Genomic DNA, 20,282 nt, shown 5'->3' on the forward strand with positions numbered 1-20,282 from the left:
TAGATATGCTCTTCTAACCTTTATTCAACACCTACTGGGTCTTCTTGCTCTACAATTACAGGTTCTGCTCGACGATAGCGAGTCATTCCTGTTCCTGCAGGAACAAGTTTACCAATAATTACATTCTCTTTTAATCCTAGTAACTCATCACGTTTTCCTTTAATTGCAGCATCAGTTAAGACACGTGTTGTCTCTTGGAATGACGCAGCCGATAGGAATGAATCAGTTTCTAGTGATGCTTTTGTAATACCTAGAAGAACCGGTCTACCTGTTGCAGGTGCTTTACCTTCTAGTAAAACCTTCGTGTTTGCATCAGTGAACTGATGTATATCAAGTAGTGAACCTGGTAATACATCTGTGTCACCTGCATCAGTGACTCTTACTTTACGAAGCATTTGTCTTACCATTACTTCTACGTGTTTATCACCGATTTCAACACCCTGCATACGATATACTTTTTGAACTTCTTTTAAGAGGTATTCTTGGACAGCAGATGTGTTTGTTACTTTTAGTAATTCCTTCGGATCAACTGAACCTTCTGTTAGTACCTGACCACTTTCAACTTGCTCTCCTTCAGTAACTTTCAAACGAGCACTATATGGTGCAGTGTAAGAACGAGATTCTACTTCACCTTGGATTACAATTTCTTGTTGTCTATCTTTTACTTCATTAATGGACGTTACAACACCGCCAATTTCCGTAATAACGGCTTGACCTTTCGGATTTCTCGCTTCAAATAGCTCTTGAATACGCGGTAAACCTTGTGTGATGTCGTCTCCGGCAACTCCACCAGTGTGGAACGTACGCATTGTAAGCTGCGTACCTGGCTCACCAATTGATTGTGCAGCGATGATACCAACTGCTTCACCAACTTCAACTTCTGAACCTGTTGCAAGATTTCGTCCATAACATTTTTTACATACGCCATGGCGTGTATTACATGTAAACGCAGAACGAATTGTTACTTCTTCAATGCCAGCATCAACAATTTCCTTTGCGATATCTTCTGTAATTAATTCGTTTTCTGCTACTAACACTTCATTCGTTTCAGGATGAACAACTTTCTTTCTTGCGTAACGGCCGTTTAGACGTTCGTCAAGAGGTTCAATAATTTCCGTTCCCTCTTTTAATGCACCAACAAGCAAGCCGCGATCTGTTCCACAGTCGTCCTCACGAACAATTACGTCTTGAGCAACGTCTACTAAACGTCTTGTTAGATAACCAGAGTCAGCTGTCTTTAAGGCTGTATCCGCAAGTCCTTTACGCGCACCGTGAGTGGAAATGAAGTATTCCAATACTGTTAAACCTTCACGGAAACTTGATTTAATCGGAAGTTCAATGATACGTCCAGCCGGGTTCGCCATTAGTCCACGCATACCAGCTAACTGTGTAAAGTTGGATGCATTACCACGGGCACCAGAGTCACTCATCATGAAGATTGGGTTACGCTTATCAAGTGAAGCCATTAGCTTACCTTGAATTGTATCTTTCGCCGCACTCCAGATTGAGATAACACGATCATAACGCTCATCTTCTGTAATTAAACCACGTCTAAATTGTTTTAGAACATTATCAACCTTCGCTTGTGCTTGAGCTAAGATTTCTTCTTTTTCAGCTAGGACAACAATATCAGCTACACCAACGGTAATACCTGCTTTTGTCGAGTGCTTAAATCCAAGATCTTTCATGCGATCAAGCATTTTTGAGGTTTCAGTAATTTTAAAACGCTTGAAGACTTCAGCGATAATATTACCAAGTATTTTCTTCTTAAATGGCTCAATTTGTTCCTGATTTTGAATAAGTTCTTTGACATTTGCACCCTTAGGTATGAAGTACTTTTCAGGTGTCTTCACTTCTAAGTTTGTTTTTGTAGGTTCATTAATATATGGGAACGACTTAGGAAGAATCTCGTTAAAAATTAATTTACCTACTGTTGTCATAAGCAACATATTATTTTGTTCTTCAGTAAATGTTTCGTTATTTAGTGAACCAGCATGTACTGCAACCCTTGTGTGGTAGTGTACATAACCATTTTGATACGCAAGAATAGCTTCGTTTGTATCCTTAAAGACCATTCCTTCTCCTACAGCCCCAGGACGTTCCATTGTTAGGTAATAGTTACCTAAAACCATGTCCTGTGACGGCGTAACAACTGGTTTTCCATCTTTCGGGTTAAGAATATTTTGTGCTGCCAACATTAATAATCTTGCTTCAGCCTGTGCTTCAGCAGAAAGTGGTACGTGAACCGCCATTTGGTCACCGTCAAAGTCGGCGTTGTAAGCAGTACATACGAGTGGGTGAAGACGAATTGCACGTCCTTCAACTAATGTTGGTTCGAATGCTTGAATCCCTAAACGGTGTAATGTAGGCGCACGGTTTAAAAGAACCGGATGCTCCTTAATAACAGATTCGAGGACATCCCAAACCTCTGGCTGCACACGTTCGATTTTGCGTTTCGCACTCTTTATATTATGAGCAAGTCCTTTTTCAACAAGCTCTTTCATTACAAACGGTTTGAATAATTCCAAAGCCATTTCCTTAGGTAATCCACATTGGTACATCTTAAGATTCGGTCCTACAACGATAACGGAACGACCAGAATAGTCAACACGTTTACCTAATAGGTTTTGACGGAAACGACCTTGCTTACCTTTTAACATATGAGAAAGAGATTTTAATGGACGATTACCAGGGCCTGTAACTGGTCTTCCACGACGTCCATTATCAATCAATGCATCAACCGCTTCTTGAAGCATACGTTTTTCGTTCTGAACGATAATGCTTGGAGCGCCTAAATCTAAAAGACGTTTTAAACGATTGTTACGGTTAATTACACGACGATATAAGTCGTTTAAATCTGATGTTGCAAAACGACCACCATCAAGCTGAACCATTGGTCGTAGTTCAGGAGGGATGACTGGTAGTACATCAAGAATCATCCAGGAAGGCTCATTTCCAGAGTTACGGAATGCCTCTAGTACTTCTAGTCGCTTAATTGCACGAGTTCTTCTTTGTCCTTGAGAAGTTTTTAATTCTTCTTTAAGGCCATCTACTTCTTTTTCTAGATCAATGTCAAGAAGAAGCTTTTTAATCGCTTCAGCTCCCATTGCAGCATGGAATGTGTTTCCGTATTTTTCACGGTACGCACGATATTCCTTTTCAGAAAGCAATTGCTTTTTATCTAAAGGAGTATCTCCAGTTTCTGTTACGACATAGGATGCAAAATAGATCACTTCTTCAAGAGCCCGAGGGGACATGTCTAAGACAAGTCCCATTCGGCTTGGAATTCCTTTAAAGTACCAAATATGTGATACAGGTGCAGCAAGTTCAATATGTCCCATACGTTCACGACGAACTTTTGCACGAGTCACTTCAACGCCGCATCGGTCACAGACGACACCTTTGTAGCGAACACGCTTGTATTTACCACAGTGACATTCCCAGTCCTTTTGAGGACCAAAGATTCGTTCACAGAATAACCCATCTTTTTCTGGCTTTAATGTACGATAGTTGATTGTTTCTGGCTTTTTCACTTCACCGAAAGACCATGAACGGATTTTATCGGGTGAAGCGAGACCAATGCTCATGTATTCAAAATTATTAACATCTAGCAAGGGGCCTACCTCCCTTTTGATCTACAGGATTACCCTAATTGACCTTTGCTGGTTAACTAATCAAATGCGCCTTTGCGTATTTGCGCCCGATTTTTTTCGAGCTTGCCTCGAAAAACTTCCTTTGAAAAATCGTGGCATCCGCCGGAGGCTTTAACTTTATTCAGCCAAGGTTTGAACAGCAACCGATATTTTACACTCTTCCTGCATTCATCCCACTTTGAGAAGTTATAGACTTCTACTGAATAAAGTTATTCTTTTACAACTGCGTTCTTTTCTAGTTCTGATTCAACTTGTTGGTCAGAATCAAGGGAAATTCCCTCTGATTGACTTGCTTCTTCTTCATCTTCTAAATCACGCATTTCTATCTCTTCTTCATCACCGGAAAGGATCTTCACATCTAAGCCAAGTGATTGAAGTTCTTTGATCAATACTTTGAACGATTCAGGTACACCAGGTTCTGGTACATTTTCACCCTTAACAATCGCTTCATAAGTCTTCACACGACCGACAACATCATCTGATTTAACTGTTAGAATTTCTTGCAATGTATATGCAGCACCATAAGCTTCAAGCGCCCAAACTTCCATCTCACCGAAACGTTGTCCTCCGAACTGAGCTTTACCACCAAGTGGTTGCTGTGTAACAAGAGAATAAGGTCCAGTTGAACGGGCATGGAGTTTATCGTCAACCATGTGTGCTAATTTGATCATGTACATCACACCAACAGATACACGATTGTCAAACGGTTCCCCTGTTCTTCCATCGTATAAGACTGTCTTCGCATCACGAGACATTCCAGCTTCTTCTAGCGTATCCCATACATCCTCTTCAGTTGCACCGTCAAATACTGGTGATGCAACATGAATGCCAAGCTGTCTAGCAGCCATACCTAAGTGTAGCTCTAGTACCTGACCAATGTTCATACGAGACGGTACCCCTAATGGGTTTAACATGATGTCAATCGGTGTTCCATCTGGAAGGAATGGCATATCTTCCTCAGGAAGAATTCTTGAAATTACCCCTTTGTTTCCATGACGACCAGCCATCTTATCGCCTTCGTGAATTTTACGTTTTTGAACGATGTAGACACGAACAAGCTGGTTTACACCAGGTGGTAATTCATCCCCGTCTTCACGGTTAAATACTTTAACATCAAGGACAATACCTTCCCCACCATGTGGTACACGAAGAGAAGTATCACGAACCTCACGTGCTTTTTCACCGAAGATTGCATGTAAAAGTCGTTCTTCTGCCGTAAGCTCAGTTACCCCTTTAGGTGTAACCTTACCCACAAGTAAGTCGCCGTCTTTTACTTCAGCACCAATACGGATAATTCCACGCTCGTCAAGATTACGTAACGCATCTTCCCCGACGTTTGGAATATCACGCGTGATTTCTTCAGGTCCTAATTTTGTATCACGAGATTCTGATTCATATTCTTCAATATGAATTGAAGTATACACATCATCTTTTACAAGTCTTTCACTCATAATGATGGCATCTTCATAGTTATAACCATCCCAAGTCATGAAACCAACAAGAACGTTGCGTCCTAACGCTAGTTCACCCTTTTCCATCGAAGGACCGTCTGCAAGGATTTCTCCCTTCACAACTTCGTCCCCTTCTGTAACAATTGGACGTTGGTTATAACATGTACCTTGGTTAGAACGAATAAATTTAAGAAGGCGGTATTTATCAAGGTCACCTTTTACCTTCTGACCATCTACTTCTGCATAACGACGTACCCAAATTTGTTTTGCTTCTACGCGTTCAACAATACCAGGGTGTTTACATATAACAGCAGCACCTGAGTCTTTGCCAGATACATATTCCATACCTGTACCAACAAGCGGAGCTTCCGGGTTCATTAGTGGAACAGCTTGACGTTGCATGTTCGCACCCATTAACGCACGGTTTGAGTCGTCATTTTCTAAGAATGGAATACAAGCTGTTGCTGCAGATACAACTTGCTTTGGTGATACGTCCATGTAGTCAATTCGGTCACGGTGAACAACTGTGTTTTCACCCTTGAAACGAGCAACTACATCTTCATCTAAAAATTGACCATCATCACTTAAGCGAGAATTCGCCTGAGCAGTAACATAATTATCCTCTTCGTCTGCTGTTAAGTAATCGATTCGGTCTGTTACTTTACCAGTCTCAGGATCAACTCTTCGATATGGAGTTTCGATAAATCCAAATCGATTCACTTTTGCATAGGATGATAGTGAGTTAATGAGTCCGATATTTGGACCTTCCGGAGTTTCAATCGGACACATACGACCATAGTGTGAATAGTGAACGTCACGCACTTCAAATCCTGCACGTTCACGTGTTAGTCCACCAGGCCCTAATGCTGATAGTCTTCGTTTATGTGTTAATTCTGCTAATGGATTCGTTTGATCCATGAACTGTGAAAGCTGTGAGCTACCAAAGAACTCTTTAATAGACGCAATCACTGGACGAATATTGATAAGTTGCTGTGGAGTAATGGTATTCGTATCTTGAATTGACATTCTCTCACGAACAACACGTTCCATTCTTGATAAGCCAATACGGAATTGGTTTTGCAGAAGCTCACCAACTGAACGTAAACGACGGTTACCTAAATGGTCAATATCATCAGTATCTCCAACTTGATGTAACAGGTTAAAGAAATAACTGATAGAAGAAAGAATATCCGCTTGTGTAATATTCTTAACAGCTTCTTCAACATAGGCATTACCTATGACGTTAATGACTTGTTCGCCATCTGGATCATTCGGTGCGTAAATTTTAATAGATTGAAGAGTAATTTCTTCATCAATTACGCCACCTGATGGTTGAAGTGATTTAAAGCCAATACCATTCTCTAAATATGGAATGATACGATCTAGCGTTCTGCGATCGAGAAGTGTATCTTTTTCTACGATAATCTCACCTGTTTCAGGATCAACAAGTGTTTCCGCTAAACGTTGATTAAACAAACGGTTCTTAATATGAAGTTTTTTATTTATCTTGTAACGGCCTACACTTGCAAGGTCGTAACGCTTTGGATCAAAAAAGCGTGATTCTAATAAACTTTTTGCATTTTCTACAGTCGGTGGTTCTCCCGGACGTAGACGCTCATATATTTCTAGTAATGCTTTTTCTGTACTTTCTGTGTTGTCTTTCTCAAGTGTGTTACGTAAATATTCATTCTCACCAAATAAGTCGATGATTTCTTGATCAGAGCCAAACCCAAGCGCGCGCAAAAGAACCGTTACCGGTAATTTTCGAGTACGATCAATACGAACGTATACAACATCCTTCGCATCTGTTTCATATTCTAACCATGCACCACGGTTTGGTATTACCGTTGCAGTAAAGCCTCGTTTTCCATTTTTATCAACTTTACCACTGAAATAAACACTTGGTGAACGAACCAATTGAGAAACAATTACACGTTCTGCACCATTGATAACGAATGTACCTGTTTCTGTCATGAGTGGGAAGTCACCCATAAATACATCTTGATCTTTTACTTCACCAGTTTCTTTGTTAATTAAACGCACCTTAACTCGAAGTGGCGCTGAATAAGTAACATCTCTCTCCTTTGATTCTTCTACAGAATATTTTGGCTCACCTAAACTGTAATCAATGAACTCTAGAGATAGATTACCTGTAAAATCTTCAATTGGGGAAATATCCTGAAACATCTCCCTAAGACCCTCATCAAGAAACCACTGATAAGAAGAGGTTTGAATCTCAATAAGATTTGGTAATTCTAAAACTTCACTAATACGAGCATAACTTCTTCGTTGGCGGTGTCGTCCATACTGAACTAGTTGACCTATCAACCCATTCACCCCTCATATCAAGCGTTATTAATCTTGCTAATTTATAAATACTTACTAATTATTAAAGTCTACTTTGGAACTTTTATAATTAATAAGAATGTAAACCACAAATCAAAATGATAGGACACATAATGCAGCCTATCAATTTCCAAATCACTTCGACTTTATAAGCCTAACATGCACTCATTTTTTGTTTGTTAAAATGTCTTTAACTATGTAAGAAACGCCTTTTTTATAGACAAAAAGAAAAAGGGTTTCTACTAAGAAAACCACACTTTCAAAAACAAACTATTGATTTTATTAGTTTTTCCATACATACTATATTTATACATATATTTAATTTTTTAGTTATACATGGAAAAATTACATATCGGCATTATATAATGCTACCACACGAGAAATGAGCAGTCAATAAGTTTTTGTTTTTGTCAAGCGGATTTTTTCAAACTAATTAATCCGTACTGCCTTAATGATGTGATAGCCTTTTTTTCTTTCCACAATTTCTACCTCGTCAAAAACCGCTTCAAGCTTCTCAATTGCAGATGGAGCTCCTTGCTTCTTTTGGATCACAACCCAGAGTTCTCCTCCTGGGACTAGATACTGATAACTCTCTTCCAAAATATGATGAACAACTTTCTTCCCTGCACGAATTGGCGGGTTGGAAATAATCGCAGCAAAACCTCGTTTTTCTACATCTGTAAACAAATTACTTTGATGAATTTCCACATTGTTGATCTTATTCATTTCTGCGTTCTTTTTCGCAAGCTCAATCGCTCGCTCATTCACATCAATCATTTCAACTGAACGTTCATTATGTACTTTTGCTAGCGCAAGACCAATTGGCCCATACCCACAACCAACATCTAAAAACGGGCCATCCACTTCAGGAGCATGAAATTCTTCTATTAATAGCCTTGAACCAAAATCAACCTCGTTTTTTGAAAAAACTCCGCTATCACTTGTAAAAGAAAACGTATGTCCTTTTAAAACAAAAGCCTGAGTCTTTTGATTGCTTGATACAGTGGGTTTGCTAGTATAATAATGTTCGGTCATTTATGTATCTCCCAACATAAGAGTATACGTACAGTATACCCATCTCATTCCAAAAACAATATTAGTTTAAAAAAAGCTCGCTTTCATAGCGAGCTTTTTCTTACGTTCATTAGTTATTACTTAACTTCTACGCCAGCTCCAACTTCTTCAAGTTTAGCTTTAACTTCTTCAGCTTCTTCTTTAGAAACGCCTTCTTTGATTGGCTTTGGAGTGTTGTCAACAAGTTCTTTAGCTTCTTTTAAGCCAAGACCAGTGATTTCACGTACAACTTTGATAACTTTGATTTTTTGTGCACCAGCGTCTGCTAATACAACATCAAATTCAGTTTGCTCAGCAGCAGCTTCAGCACCGCCACCAGCAGCTACAGCTACAGGAGCAGCAGCAGTTACACCAAATTCTTCTTCGATTGCTTTTACTAGGTCGTTTAGTTCTAAAACAGTCATATTTTTAACTGCTTCAATGATTTGTTCTTTAGTCATTAGAAAATCCTCCTTAAATAATTATCCTATTTGTAATTCGAATTGTATTCTTGTTTTACAATTAAGCGCCTTGCTCTTCCTTTTGATCTGCAACTGCTTTAGTAGCAAGTGCAAGGTTACGGATTGGAGCTTGAAGTACACTAAGCAACATAGAAAGTAAACCTTCGCGTGATGGTAGATCAGCAAGAGCTTTAACTTCCTCAAGAGTTGCAATGTTTCCTTCGATAACACCCGCTTTAATTTCTAATGCTTCATGCTTTTTCGCAAAGTCATTAAGAATTTTAGCAGGAGCAACTACGTCTTCATTACTGAAAGCAATTGCGTTTGGTCCTGTTAATGCATCGTTTAATCCAGCAAGCTCAGCTTGTTCTGCAGCACGGCGAGTTAATGTGTTTTTGTACACTTTGAAATCAATGCCTGCCTCACGAAGTTGCTTACGTAGTTCTGTTACTTCTGCAACAGATAGACCGCGATAGTCTACAACTACAGTTGATTTACTTGCACGGAATTTGTCTGCAATTTCAGTTACGATTTGTTTCTTTTGTTCTACTGCATGACTCATTCTTCTACACCTCCTGTGAGTAATTTCAGACACTTGAAACCGTTCGGTGTTAGAGGGTGTTCAAAATGAACACGTATCTAGATTAAAAAACCTCTATGTCTGTAGACATAGAGGTAGTAATGATCAAGTTTATATACTACACCTCGGTAGGAAATTAAGCTTCGTAAAGCCCCTACTGTCTACGGTACAAATGCTATTCATTTGTTAACAACAAAATTTATTATATGAAATGCTTTCGCAAAAGTCAATATCCACTTTTTTCTAATTAGAATGTAGAAGCGTCAACTTTTACGCCAGGTCCCATTGTAGATGATACAGCAACGTTCTTCATGTAAGTACCTTTTGCTGCAGATGGTTTAACCTTAAGCATAGTTTCATAAATAGTAGTGAAGTTCTCAATTAGTTTTTGATCATCAAATGAGATCTTACCAATTGGAACATGAATGTTTGAAGACTTATCAATGCGGTATTCAACTTTACCAGCTTTGATTTCATTCACAGCTTTTGTTACATCAAAAGTAACAGTTCCTGTTTTAGGGTTTGGCATTAAACCTTTAGGTCCTAATACACGTCCAAGTTTACCAACTTCACCCATCATGTCAGGAGTAGCTACGATTACATCAAAGTCAAACCAACCTTGGTTGATCTTGTTGATGAACTCGCTATCGCCAACATAGTCAGCTCCAGCAGCTTCTGCTTCTTTTGCTTTTTCGCCTTTAGCGAAAACTAAAACACGTTGAGTCTTACCAGTACCGTTTGGTAGAACAACTGCACCACGAATTTGTTGGTCAGCTTTCTTAGGGTCAACTCCTAAACGGAACGCAACTTCAACAGTCGCATCAAATTTAGCTGTGTTTGTTTTCTTTACTAGTTCAATTGCTTCTGCAACTGAGTAAGCTTTTGTACGATCTACTAATTTAGCAGCTTCAACGTACTTTTTACCTCTTTTTGCCATTATAACTTCCTCCTCAATTGTGGTTTTAACGGAATAACCTCCCACGCCCGCAATCAGTATCATTTGTTATCATACTGACGCTAGACAGAACAAAGGTTGCGAACGAAAGAAATGAGATGTTCCATCCGCAACCCCTTGAAACATGTAACAGATAGGAATTAGTCTTCGATAACAATTCCCATGCTACGAGCAGTACCTTCAACCATACGCATTGCAGATTCAACATTCGCCGCATTTAAATCCGGCATTTTTGTTTCTGCAATCTCGCGTACTTTATCACGCTTAACTGTTGCAACTTTATTACGGTTAGGTTCACCTGAACCAGACTCAATTCCAGCCGCTTTCTTTAAAAGAACTGCAGCAGGAGGAGTTTTTGTAATAAATGTAAATGAACGATCTTCATAAACTGTAATTACAACAGGAATAATTAAACCAGCTTGTTCTGCTGTACGTGCATTGAACTCCTTACAGAATCCCATGATATTAACACCTGCTTGACCTAGTGCTGGTCCAACTGGTGGTGCTGGGTTTGCTTTCCCCGCAGGAATTTGTAATTTAACCTCTTTAATTACTTTTTTAGCCACGAGACACACCTCCTTAAAGTCCGTGATGTGGTAATAGGGGTTTACCCTCCCACTCATCTATTCTTTACATATCAATAAAGAACCTTATCATAGCCAGTCTCTATATTTAGAGACATACTGACCTATGCAATATTACCACTTTTCATTTGCAATATCAAGTTTTTCTTGATTAGATTTTTTCAATTTGTGTAAAGTCTAACTCAACTGGGGTTTCACGACCAAACATGTTAACAAGAACCTTTACCTTTTGTTTATCTACATCTAGATCCTCAATCGCACCAGTGAAGTTTGTAAATGGACCTTCTTTGACACGAACTGTTTCTTTTAATTCGAAATCAACTTCCATTGGTCTTTCATCCATTCCCATTCTCTTAAGGATGAACGTTACTTCTTCTGGTAAAAGTGGTGTAGGTTTTGAGCCTGAGCCAGCTGAACCAACGAATCCTGTAACACCAGGTGTATTACGTACGACATACCATGAATCATCAGTCATGATCAATTCGACTAACACATAACCTGGAAATACTTTCTTTTTAATGATTTTCTTTTTACCGTTCTTAATATCTGTCTCTTCGTCTTCTGGTACAACAACACGGAAGATTTTATCTTGCATACCCATTGACTCGACACGCTTTTCTAAGTTTGCTTTTACTTTGTTTTCATACCCTGAATACGTATGAACAACATACCAATTCTTTTCCATAAGTTAGGACTGCTTGTCCTTCCCTCCCTTTGTGCGATCAAGTTCCTTATTCCTATTTTGCAGACTCGGCCAATGAATTATGTTAGGAAACTAGCTTTCCTTATTCATTTTTTCAAATAGTTGAACGACCTAGACTTACACATAGTTTTCACATTTAATTTTTTGCAATTAAAAAAACCCGTACCCGGGCTTTTTCGTAAAAGATTCTTTATTCTCTATCCATCATTATACCATGAGTATACAGTGTTTATTCAAGTACTAAACGAATTAATTCGGAAATTCCTAGGTCAATCACGGCAAAAAACACAGATACAAAGATTACAGTTGTTAATGTAACAATTGTATAGCGTGTAAGTTCCTTTCTTTTTGGCCAGCTTGTTTTCTTCATTTCTCGAACTACTTCACGAAAAAACTTGGTTATGCGCTTCATCCATGTAACCTCCAACTTTATCAACACAGTCTGCGATCTATTTCGTTTCACGATGATTCGTGTGAGAATTGCAAGTCTTACAAAACTTCTTCATTTCAAGTCGTTCAGCTGAAGTGCTATTCTTCATAGTGGAATAGTTTCTACTTCCACATTCCACACAGGCTAAAATTACTTTTTTTCGCATTTTATCACCTACCATGTGAAAATGCTACTTGCATCCTATTTTATGAAAAAAGTCTCAATTTCCTTAAAAATGTAACATAGGCTTGATTTGAATGTCAATACCAGCCCCTACCTGTAAATAATGGTTGAAACGATTATTTATAGTTTAATTTCTTGAATTTCTAAATACCGTTCTAACTTACGCTTTACACGTTGGAGTGCATTATCGATTGACTTTACATGCCGGTTTAAATCCTCTGATATCTCCTGATAGGACCTTCCGTCCAAGTATAAGGACAATACCTTACGCTCCAAATCACTTAAGAGCTCTGCCATTTTTAATTCAATGTCATCAAACTTTTCCCTGTTGATGATTAATTCCTCAGGATCCAGGATTTTTGCTCCTGATATAACATCCATTAATGTACGGTCAGATTCTTCATCATATATCGGCTTGTCCAACGAAACATAAGAGTTAAGAGGAATATGCTTTTGTCTTGTCGCTGTTTTAATCGCAGTAATAATTTGACGTGTAATACATAGTTCCGCAAACGCTTTAAACGAAGAAAGCTTGTCCTCCTTAAAATCACGTATTGCCTTGTATAACCCGATCATGCCTTCCTGAACAATATCCTCACGATCTGCCCCAATTAAAAAATATGATCTGGCTTTAGCACGCACAAAATTTTTATACTTATTAATTAGATAGTCCAATGCCTCACTTTCTCCAGCATGGACCAATTCCACGACTTCCTCATCCTCTAGTCGGTCATAATATAACCTGTTGCCATAATCATCGAAGCTTGAACTCACACCGATCCCTCCGACCTACCTTAGAAGTTGTTTCCTACCAAAAATTGCAAAACGTAATGTTCATAAAATTCTTTATCTAGAAATATTATACAGGAGTGCTTTTCCAAGCGTCAACCGCTCATCGCTGTCCACGACGCCATTTTTCAAAAATTTCTGCCATTTCGTCAGAAAGTGGAATTTTTGAAACGCTTTTTTCTTGATAGGTTTTCTTTACATCCTTTTGAATTCCAGATTCCACGACTTCCATCTCGGTTAATAATTCTCTTGCTGATTTCCGTAAGGCCCCTTGTCCAAAAATTTGCCATTGCTCGGTATAATCCGAGGTGGCTACGTGGATTTGCGTTTTGATATTGCTTAATTGTTGCGCAAGCTTTTCGATTCGTTCATCGGCCGTTTCATTCTCACGGGTAAATATGACTTCTACCTTTCGGCTTTTCATTTTTGTTTCAATTCCCGGTACGAGGTGTGCATCAAATACGACAATCACCTTATATCCTGTATACGCCTGATATTCAGCCATTTTTTCAATTAATAAATCACGCGCCGCTGCAAAGTCCTTGGTTTTTAGAACACGTAATTCTGGCCATGCACCAATAATGTTGTAGCCATCTACCAGCAGGATATCCATTTGTTTTATTCTCCTAACGGATTCCGCTTACGATATACCTCATACATTAATAGACTTGCTGCAACTGAAGCATTTAAAGAGGTTACCTTTCCTTGCATTGGTAGTCTTAAAAGAAAATCGCACTTTTCCTTTACAAGGCGTCCCATGCCTTTGCCTTCACTGCCAATTACCAAGCCAATTGGCATTTTTCCATCGACATTCCGATAATCTTCTTTTCCTTTCGCATCTGTTCCAACAATCCATACACCACGGTCCTTTAATTCATCAATTGTTCTTGCTAAATTGGTTACACGCGCAACTGGTATATATTCAATCGCTCCCGTCGAAGCCTTCGCCACGGTTGCAGTTAATCCAACAGCTCTTCTTTTTGGGATAATAACCCCATGTGCTCCAACCGCATCTGCCGTACGAAGAATTGAACCAAGATTATGAGGATCCTCTAACTCGTCCAATAGTATGATAAATGGGGCTTCATTTCGTTTCTCGGCTAATGCTAAAATATCATCCACCTCTGCATACTCATACGCTGCTACCTGTGCAACAACCCCTTGGTGATTCCCTTCAACCATTTGGTCAATCTTTTTTTTCGGAACAAATTGAACCATTACATTTCCTTCTTTTGCAAGAGATGTAATCTGGTTCATTTGACCTCTATTCGAGCCTTCTGCTATCCAAATTTTATTAATATCCCGCTCTGATTTTAATGCTTCAATAACCGGGTTTTTCCCAATAATATAATCACTCGCCATTTCTTTTTCCTCCTTTCTTAAGATTCAATGATTCGAAACGCCTCTTCAATAATGGAATGAATTCTCTCTACATCATTTTGTAAAAAATGATAACCTAGTAAAGCTTCAAACGCGGTACTGTATCGGTATGTCTGGACATCTGTGTTTTTTGGGACGGTTCCACTCTTCGCATTGCGACCCCTTCTAACGACTCCTTGTTCCTCTTCTGAAAAAAACCCTTCCTCCAGCATCTTGTGAATCACAGCCGACTGGGCTTTAGCAGAAACATAATGTTTTGCCTGATTATGAAGTTGATTAGGTCTCACACTTCCCTTTTGCAAAAGGTAATGCCGTACATACATCTCATATACAGCATCACCCATATAAGCAAGAGCAAGACTATTTAATTGATGGCTATCAATTTGATTGTCTGATAAAAACATCATCATTTATCCTCTTTTCCATCTTGTCCCTTGAGGAGTGTCTTCAAGAATAATGTTCATAGCTTTTAGTTGATCACGGATTTGGTCAGATAGAGCAAAGTCACGGTCTTTACGCGCTTGGTTTCTCTTTGAGATTAATTCTTCGATTTCTTCATCAAGTAATTGTTCATCCTCAACTTTAAGCCCAAGCGTATCAAATAACACTTCGAACTCTTGTAAAAAGGCTTCGATCACTTTTTCCGACGTATTTTTTTCCTGCAAATAATAGTTCGCCTGTTTCGATAAATCGAACAAAACAGAAACAGCATTCGCTGTATTAAAATCATCATCCATCGCTACGATAAATTCGTTGCGAAAACCTTTGACTTTTTCTAACCAGTCATCATCATTCGTTGTTAAATTTGTACTACTTTCTAAACGATGCTTTAAATTTGAATAGGAAGTACGTAAACGTTCTAACGCATTTTTCGTGCTTTCCAGTAATTCAAGATTGTAGTTGATTGGATGACGATAATGAACAGATAACATGAAAAAGCGCAATACCTGTGGGTCAACGTCTTTAATAATATCGTGGACTAACACAAAGTTCCCAAGGGATTTAGACATTTTTTCATTATCAATATTAATATAGCCGTTATGCATCCAATAGTTTGCGAATGTCTTTTCATTTACTGCTTCTGATTGGGCAATTTCATTTTCGTGATGTGGGAATGCTAAGTCCTGACCACCTGCGTGAATATCAATGGTTTCACCCAAGTATTTTTTTGCCATCGCAGAGCATTCAATATGCCAGCCAGGGCGCCCATTGCCCCACGGACTTTCCCAGTATATTTCACCAGGCTTGGCACTTTTCCAGAGCACAAAATCAAGGGCATCCTGCTTCTTATCCCCAACTTCAATTCTTGCACCCACGCGGAGTTCATCAATGGATTGGTGTGAAAGCTTACCGTATTCTTTAAATTCCCTTGTACGGTAGTACACGTCACCTTCTGATTCATAGGCAAACCCTTTATCAATCAAGGCTTGGATGAAATCAATGATAATATCCATGTTTTCTGTAACCCTTGGGTGAACATCCGCCTTTTTGCATCCTAAAGCAGATACATCGTCATAATAGGCATTGATAAAACGCTCTGCAATGGTTGGCACTTCTTCTCCTAGTTCATTCGCCGCTTTGATTAATTTATCGTCAACATCTGTGAAGTTAGATACATAATGGACGTCATAGCCTCTAAATTCGAAATAGCGACGGACGGTATCAAAAACAATGGCAGGGCGTGCATTCCCGATATGGATGTAGTTATAAACGGTTGGACCGCACACATACATTTTTACCTTATTTTCCTCAAGGGGTATAAACTCTTCCTTCTTTCGTGTCAGTGTATTATATATGTGAATGGGCATTATCCTTTGCTCCTTCCTTTTTCTGTAATTCTTCTTTTAAGCTTTTTATTTCATTTTCTAGCTCTCTGATTTTATCTGAAACGGGATCTGGTAGATCTCGATGATTTAAATCCTTGGTATTTCTAACTTTGACGCCGTCTTGAATCACTACTCGACCTGGTATCCCGACAACTGTCGAATTCGGAGGAACATCTTGTAGAACAACCGAACCCGCTCCTACCTTTGAATTTTCTCCAATTGTAATGGATCCTAATACTTTTGCTCCGGATGCAATAAGGGCATTGTCCTTCACTGTAGGATGTCGCTTTCCTTTTTCTTTTCCTGTACCACCAAGTGTTACGCCCTGAAATACGGTCACATTATCTCCAATTTCACACGTCTCACCAATGACTACACCCATGCCATGGTCGATAAAAAAACGACGACCAATTTTAGCTCCAGGGTGAATTTCAATTCCCGTAAAAAAGCGACTAATTTGTGATACCGTTCTAGCCAAGAAAAACATCTTTCGTTTAAAAAGAAAATGCGCCACACGATGTGCCCAAATGGCATGCAATCCCGAATATGTTAAGATGACTTCAAAATGAGATCTTGCTGCCGGGTCCTGTTCAAATACAACCTCGATATCCTCTTTCATGCGTCTAAACACGTTCAACCCTCCTTATTAGAAAAGCGCAGGCGACTTGCTCAGCCCCGACAAGCACTGACAGAAGGCGTCTTTTGCCTTCAGAAGCGATTGGCTTGTGACCTCGAGGGGCTAGGCGCCGGAGCTAGACATTACCTTTTCCAAAATAAAAAGCGCCCCTGTGTAAAAACACAGAGACGCTATATTCACGCGGTTCCACTCTGTTTAGGCAATGAAAAGTCCATTACCTCAACTTAATCTCTTAACGGTGAGACGCCGCTTTTATCTACTACGATACCAATTCGATATCGGTTCGATAAAAGACTCAAAGGTGCATTTCAATAAGCATTTCCCTTAAACCACTTTCAGCCGGTGATGGTTCTCTCTGTTCGTATTTGCCGGAATAACAAATACTTTAAAGTAAATAACTTATTTACTCTCCTTATCAACACTTTTACAATATATAATTTGTTAACTATACTATATTACATTTTCAGCCAGATGTTAACTGATTAAACTTTTTAGGCGTGAAATTATTTTTTCTTTTCCTAAAAGGTGGATCGCTTGTGGTAGATCTGGTCCATGAAGCTGACCCGTTGCAGCTGCACGAATTGGCATGAAAAGGTTCTTTCCTTTTTGTCCTGTACCTTTTTGAACAGCTTTAATGGCTGCTTTAATTTCATCGGCACCAAACGTTTCAAGATTTTCAACCTCTTGTAAAAAGGCGTTTAATACTTCAGGAACTGTTTCTCCCGCAAGAACTTCCTTCGCATCTTCTTCAAGCGTGACCTCATCCTTAAAGAAAAGGTCGGTGAGTTCAACGATTTCTGCTCCATAGCTCATTTTTTCTTGATGGAGCGCAATTAAGTCACATACCCATTGCTTGTCTGTATCACTCAATGGCTCACTCAATCTACCCGCCTTGATTAAATGTGGCAGCGAAATCTCAACTAGGCGATCTAGTTCAATGTTCTTTATATATTGGTTGTTCATCCATGTAAGCTTTTGAGTATCAAATACAGCCGGTGATTTAGATAAACGGGCTGGATCAAAAATGTCAATAAACTCCGATTTTGTATGCAACTCTTCTTCCCCACCCGGTGACCAACCTAATAGCGTAATGAAGTTAAATAGAGCTTCTGGTAAGTATCCAAGTTCTTCATATTGCTCAATAAATTGAATAATAGATTCATCACGCTTGCTTAGCTTCTTATGGTTTTCGCCAACGATTAATGTCATATGTCCAAATGTTGGAATATCCCAGTTAAATGCCTCATACACCACCATTTGCTTAGGTGTATTTGAAATATGGTCTTCCCCACGCAAAACATGTGAAATTTCCATGAGGTGATCATCGATGGCTACCGCAAAATTATAAGTCGGAGTTCCATCTTTCTTTACGATTACATAATCGCCCATGCCTTCTGATTCAAAAGAAATTTCGCCTTTAACCATATCATGAAACGTGTAAACCTTGCCTTGTGGAATAATGATACGTATACTAGGCTGTCTTCCTTCATTTTGTAAGGCTTCCTGTTGGTCCCTCGTTAAGTGACGGCATTTGCCTGAATAGTGAGGTGTCTCACCACGTGCCATCTGTTCTTCACGTTCTTTTTCAATTTCTTCTTCCGTACAATAGCATTTATAAGCGAGTCCTTTTTCAAGAAGCTCTGTATAATACTTTTCATAAATCTCATTACGTTCTGATTGGCGGTATGGTCCGTGCTCACCACCCGCGTCTGGTCCTTCGTCCCAATCAATTCCAAGCCATTTTAAATATTTTAGCTGGCTTTCTTCGCCACCTTCAATATTTCGTTTCTTGTCTGTATCTTCAATACGAATGATGAATTTTCCATTTTGGTTTCGTGCGTATAAATAATTAAATAAGGCTGTTCTTGCGTTTCCAATATGTAAATGTCCAGTTGGACTTGGTGCATAGCGCACACGTACGTTATTTGACATATGTACCCTCCGTTACAACGCATAGTATCATCTGATATTTTAACACAATATTTATTAAACCAGAGAATTAGCTATCTACCTTTTGCAGTAGTATCGCGACTTGTGCCGCAATTCCTTCTCCGCGACCCGTAAAACCTAACTTTTCAGTGGTTGTTGCTTTCACATTTACCTGTGAAGGATCTGCTTCTAGTAACTCGGCAATCCTCGCTCTAATTTGTTCAATATACGGCGCCATTTTTGGCTTTTGAGCGATAATCGTGCAATCGATATTCCCAAGCTTATAGCCCTTTTCCTTCACCAAATTCCATACATGCTGTTGCAGTTTTGCTGAATCAGCATCCTTGAAGTTCGGGTCTGTATCTGGAAAATGCTTGCCTATGTCACCTTCACCAATCGCTCCAAGACAGGCATCTGAAACGGTGTGGAGTAATACATCTGCATCCGAATGTCCTAGCAATCCTTTTTCATATGGTATGGTAATTCCACCTATAATTAACGGTCGTCCTTCAACCAATTGGTGAACATCAAAGCCCTGTCCAATACGAAACATTGGTTTTCCCCCTTAATAAAGTTTTTCTAGCTTTTGCCGTGTTCCTAGCACTCTTTTGTTTAGCTTGTCCAGTTTTGTAAAATCGCTTCCGCAAAAACTAAGTCATCTTGAGTTGTTAGTTTGATATTCAAGTAATCGCCTTTAACAATATATACTTGTTTTGGGATTCTTTCAACGAGACTAGCTTCGTCTGTGCCTAGGAAATCTTCCTTTTGAGCCATCTCATGTGCTTCTTGTAAGATAGAAACATGAAAAGCTTGTGGGGTTTGAATGGCCCACAAGCTAGAACGTTCAACTGTTTCTTCTACATATAAATCACGAGAGGCGCGTTTAATTGTATCCTTTACGGGAACCGCAAGCACGGCTGCCCCTTTTTCTACCGCAACATTGACTAGCTCATGAACATACTTTTGTTTCAAAAACGGTCTCGCACCATCATGAACCAACACAATATCTGTGTTCCTCACTGCTTGTAAGCCATTGTAGACGCTGTACTGGCGCTCACTACCACCTTGAACAAAAGAAATAACCTTTTGGACGTTATATGTTTGCATCAACTCTTCAAAAATGGGCTGTTCATCCATATTAATCACTAAAATAATTCCCGTACACATTGGGTCATGTTCAAAAACTCGTAATGTATGAATAATAACTGGTATTGCTTGCAATTCAATGAATTGTTTATTCTTCCCTGCGTTCATTCGTTTTCCTTGTCCTGCCGCAGGAATAACAACCTGATAATTCACCCCGTAACGCCCCTAACACGATT

Annotated in this window: 19 protein-coding genes and 2 other annotated features; all 19 genes read right to left on the minus strand. The window is 39.2% G+C overall.

The features are described 5' to 3' along the window. Positions 1 to 20: 20 nt before the first annotated feature. Positions 21 to 3,614 carry a DNA-directed RNA polymerase subunit beta' gene (rpoC, locus tag DZB84_RS20340; RefSeq protein ID WP_116354147.1) on the minus strand — a complete coding sequence of 1,198 codons (3,594 nt, stop codon included), beginning with the start codon at positions 3,612 to 3,614 and terminating at the stop codon, positions 21 to 23. A 248-nt stretch (positions 3,615 to 3,862) separates the two neighbouring features. Further along, the gene (gene rpoB, locus DZB84_RS20345) at positions 3,863 to 7,432 is read right to left on the minus strand and encodes a DNA-directed RNA polymerase subunit beta (protein ID WP_116354148.1); all 3,570 of its coding nucleotides are present in this window, start codon (positions 7,430 to 7,432) and stop codon (positions 3,863 to 3,865) included. A gap of 447 nt (positions 7,433 to 7,879) precedes the next feature. Next, positions 7,880 to 8,485 (minus strand): class I SAM-dependent methyltransferase, encoded by a 606-nt coding sequence (locus tag DZB84_RS20350; protein WP_116354149.1) that lies wholly within the window; start codon positions 8,483 to 8,485, stop codon positions 7,880 to 7,882. Between the two features lie 116 nt (positions 8,486 to 8,601). Continuing rightward, positions 8,602 to 8,964, minus strand: coding sequence for a 50S ribosomal protein L7/L12 (gene rplL, locus DZB84_RS20355; protein ID WP_116354150.1), 363 nt, complete (start codon positions 8,962 to 8,964; stop codon positions 8,602 to 8,604). A 61-nt stretch (positions 8,965 to 9,025) separates the two neighbouring features. After that, positions 9,026 to 9,526 (minus strand): 50S ribosomal protein L10, encoded by a 501-nt coding sequence (gene rplJ / locus DZB84_RS20360; RefSeq protein WP_116354151.1) that lies wholly within the window; start codon positions 9,524 to 9,526, stop codon positions 9,026 to 9,028. Between the two features lie 75 nt (positions 9,527 to 9,601). Continuing rightward, positions 9,602 to 9,729, minus strand: a sequence feature (ribosomal protein L10 leader region). 62 nt (positions 9,730 to 9,791) lie between these two features. Further along, the gene (gene rplA / locus DZB84_RS20365; protein ID WP_116354152.1) at positions 9,792 to 10,481 is read right to left on the minus strand and encodes a 50S ribosomal protein L1; all 690 of its coding nucleotides are present in this window, start codon (positions 10,479 to 10,481) and stop codon (positions 9,792 to 9,794) included. Between the two features lie 158 nt (positions 10,482 to 10,639). Next, positions 10,640 to 11,065, minus strand: a complete 426-nt coding sequence (gene rplK / locus DZB84_RS20370) for a 50S ribosomal protein L11 (RefSeq protein WP_010285014.1) — start codon at positions 11,063 to 11,065, stop codon at positions 10,640 to 10,642. Positions 11,066 to 11,234: 169 nt separating this feature from the next. Then, entirely contained in the window at positions 11,235 to 11,768 is a 534-nt protein-coding gene (gene nusG, locus DZB84_RS20375) for a transcription termination/antitermination protein NusG (RefSeq protein WP_116354153.1), read from the minus strand. 247 nt (positions 11,769 to 12,015) lie between these two features. Continuing rightward, positions 12,016 to 12,198: a preprotein translocase subunit SecE gene (secE, locus tag DZB84_RS20380; protein WP_116354154.1), complete on the minus strand. Its 183-nt coding sequence runs from the start codon at positions 12,196 to 12,198 to the stop codon at positions 12,016 to 12,018. Positions 12,199 to 12,235: 37 nt separating this feature from the next. Then, entirely contained in the window at positions 12,236 to 12,382 is a 147-nt protein-coding gene (gene rpmG / locus DZB84_RS20385; RefSeq protein ID WP_010284985.1) for a 50S ribosomal protein L33, read from the minus strand. 137 nt (positions 12,383 to 12,519) lie between these two features. Further along, the gene (sigH, locus tag DZB84_RS20390) at positions 12,520 to 13,173 is read right to left on the minus strand and encodes an RNA polymerase sporulation sigma factor SigH (RefSeq protein ID WP_058000110.1); all 654 of its coding nucleotides are present in this window, start codon (positions 13,171 to 13,173) and stop codon (positions 12,520 to 12,522) included. A gap of 118 nt (positions 13,174 to 13,291) precedes the next feature. Then, entirely contained in the window at positions 13,292 to 13,801 is a 510-nt protein-coding gene (locus DZB84_RS20395) for an NYN domain-containing protein (RefSeq protein ID WP_116354155.1), read from the minus strand. A 5-nt stretch (positions 13,802 to 13,806) separates the two neighbouring features. After that, the gene (gene rlmB, locus DZB84_RS20400; RefSeq protein WP_116354156.1) at positions 13,807 to 14,550 is read right to left on the minus strand and encodes a 23S rRNA (guanosine(2251)-2'-O)-methyltransferase RlmB; all 744 of its coding nucleotides are present in this window, start codon (positions 14,548 to 14,550) and stop codon (positions 13,807 to 13,809) included. A 17-nt stretch (positions 14,551 to 14,567) separates the two neighbouring features. After that, the gene (locus DZB84_RS20405; RefSeq protein WP_116354169.1) at positions 14,568 to 14,975 is read right to left on the minus strand and encodes a Mini-ribonuclease 3; all 408 of its coding nucleotides are present in this window, start codon (positions 14,973 to 14,975) and stop codon (positions 14,568 to 14,570) included. Positions 14,976 to 14,978: 3 nt separating this feature from the next. Further along, on the minus strand, positions 14,979 to 16,376 hold the full coding sequence (gene cysS / locus DZB84_RS20410; protein WP_116354157.1) for a cysteine--tRNA ligase: 1,398 nt from the start codon (positions 16,374 to 16,376) through the stop codon (positions 14,979 to 14,981). Beyond that, the gene (cysE, locus tag DZB84_RS20415) at positions 16,357 to 17,013 is read right to left on the minus strand and encodes a serine O-acetyltransferase (protein ID WP_189655319.1); all 657 of its coding nucleotides are present in this window, start codon (positions 17,011 to 17,013) and stop codon (positions 16,357 to 16,359) included. Before cysE ends, cysS begins: the two co-directional genes overlap by 20 nt. A 178-nt stretch (positions 17,014 to 17,191) precedes the next feature. After that, positions 17,192 to 17,459: a binding site (T-box leader), on the minus strand. Positions 17,460 to 17,505: 46 nt separating this feature from the next. Further along, positions 17,506 to 18,963 carry a glutamate--tRNA ligase gene (gene gltX, locus DZB84_RS20420; protein WP_116354159.1) on the minus strand — a complete coding sequence of 486 codons (1,458 nt, stop codon included), beginning with the start codon at positions 18,961 to 18,963 and terminating at the stop codon, positions 17,506 to 17,508. 67 nt (positions 18,964 to 19,030) lie between these two features. Then, complete coding sequence (gene ispF, locus DZB84_RS20425; protein ID WP_116354160.1) at positions 19,031 to 19,513, minus strand: 2-C-methyl-D-erythritol 2,4-cyclodiphosphate synthase; 483 nt, start codon at positions 19,511 to 19,513, stop codon at positions 19,031 to 19,033. 59 nt (positions 19,514 to 19,572) lie between these two features. Further along, positions 19,573 to 20,259 carry a 2-C-methyl-D-erythritol 4-phosphate cytidylyltransferase gene (ispD, locus tag DZB84_RS20430; protein ID WP_116354161.1) on the minus strand — a complete coding sequence of 229 codons (687 nt, stop codon included), beginning with the start codon at positions 20,257 to 20,259 and terminating at the stop codon, positions 19,573 to 19,575. Between the last annotated feature and the right edge of the window lie 23 nt (positions 20,260 to 20,282).

This window comes from Bacillus sp. HNG (genome assembly GCF_003400205.1).
Lineage (GTDB): Bacteria > Bacillota > Bacilli > Bacillales > Bacillaceae_L > Ferdinandcohnia.

Excerpts from the sequence above, each read along its gene's own strand:
- DZB84_RS20350 (WP_116354149.1), bottom strand. The coding sequence starts at position 8,485 with ATGACCGAACATTATTATACTAGCAAACCCACTGTATCAAGCAATCAA.
- rplL (WP_116354150.1), bottom strand. The coding sequence starts at position 8,964 with ATGACTAAAGAACAAATCATTGAAGCAGTTAAAAATATGACTGTTTTA.
- rplJ (WP_116354151.1), bottom strand. The coding sequence starts at position 9,526 with ATGAGTCATGCAGTAGAACAAAAGAAACAAATCGTAACTGAAATTGCA.
- rplA (WP_116354152.1), bottom strand. The coding sequence starts at position 10,481 with ATGGCAAAAAGAGGTAAAAAGTACGTTGAAGCTGCTAAATTAGTAGAT.
- nusG (WP_116354153.1), bottom strand. The coding sequence starts at position 11,768 with ATGGAAAAGAATTGGTATGTTGTTCATACGTATTCAGGGTATGAAAAC.
- secE (WP_116354154.1), bottom strand. The coding sequence starts at position 12,198 with ATGAAGCGCATAACCAAGTTTTTTCGTGAAGTAGTTCGAGAAATGAAG.
- rpmG (WP_010284985.1), bottom strand. The coding sequence starts at position 12,382 with ATGCGAAAAAAAGTAATTTTAGCCTGTGTGGAATGTGGAAGTAGAAAC.
- DZB84_RS20395 (WP_116354155.1), bottom strand. The coding sequence starts at position 13,801 with ATGGATATCCTGCTGGTAGATGGCTACAACATTATTGGTGCATGGCCA.
- rlmB (WP_116354156.1), bottom strand. The coding sequence starts at position 14,550 with ATGGCGAGTGATTATATTATTGGGAAAAACCCGGTTATTGAAGCATTA.
- DZB84_RS20405 (WP_116354169.1), bottom strand. The coding sequence starts at position 14,975 with ATGATGTTTTTATCAGACAATCAAATTGATAGCCATCAATTAAATAGT.
- cysS (WP_116354157.1), bottom strand. The coding sequence starts at position 16,376 with ATGCCCATTCACATATATAATACACTGACACGAAAGAAGGAAGAGTTT.
- cysE (WP_189655319.1), bottom strand. The coding sequence starts at position 17,013 with ATGAAAGAGGATATCGAGGTTGTATTTGAACAGGACCCGGCAGCAAGA.
- gltX (WP_116354159.1), bottom strand. The coding sequence starts at position 18,963 with ATGTCAAATAACGTACGTGTGCGCTATGCACCAAGTCCAACTGGACAT.
- ispF (WP_116354160.1), bottom strand. The coding sequence starts at position 19,513 with ATGTTTCGTATTGGACAGGGCTTTGATGTTCACCAATTGGTTGAAGGA.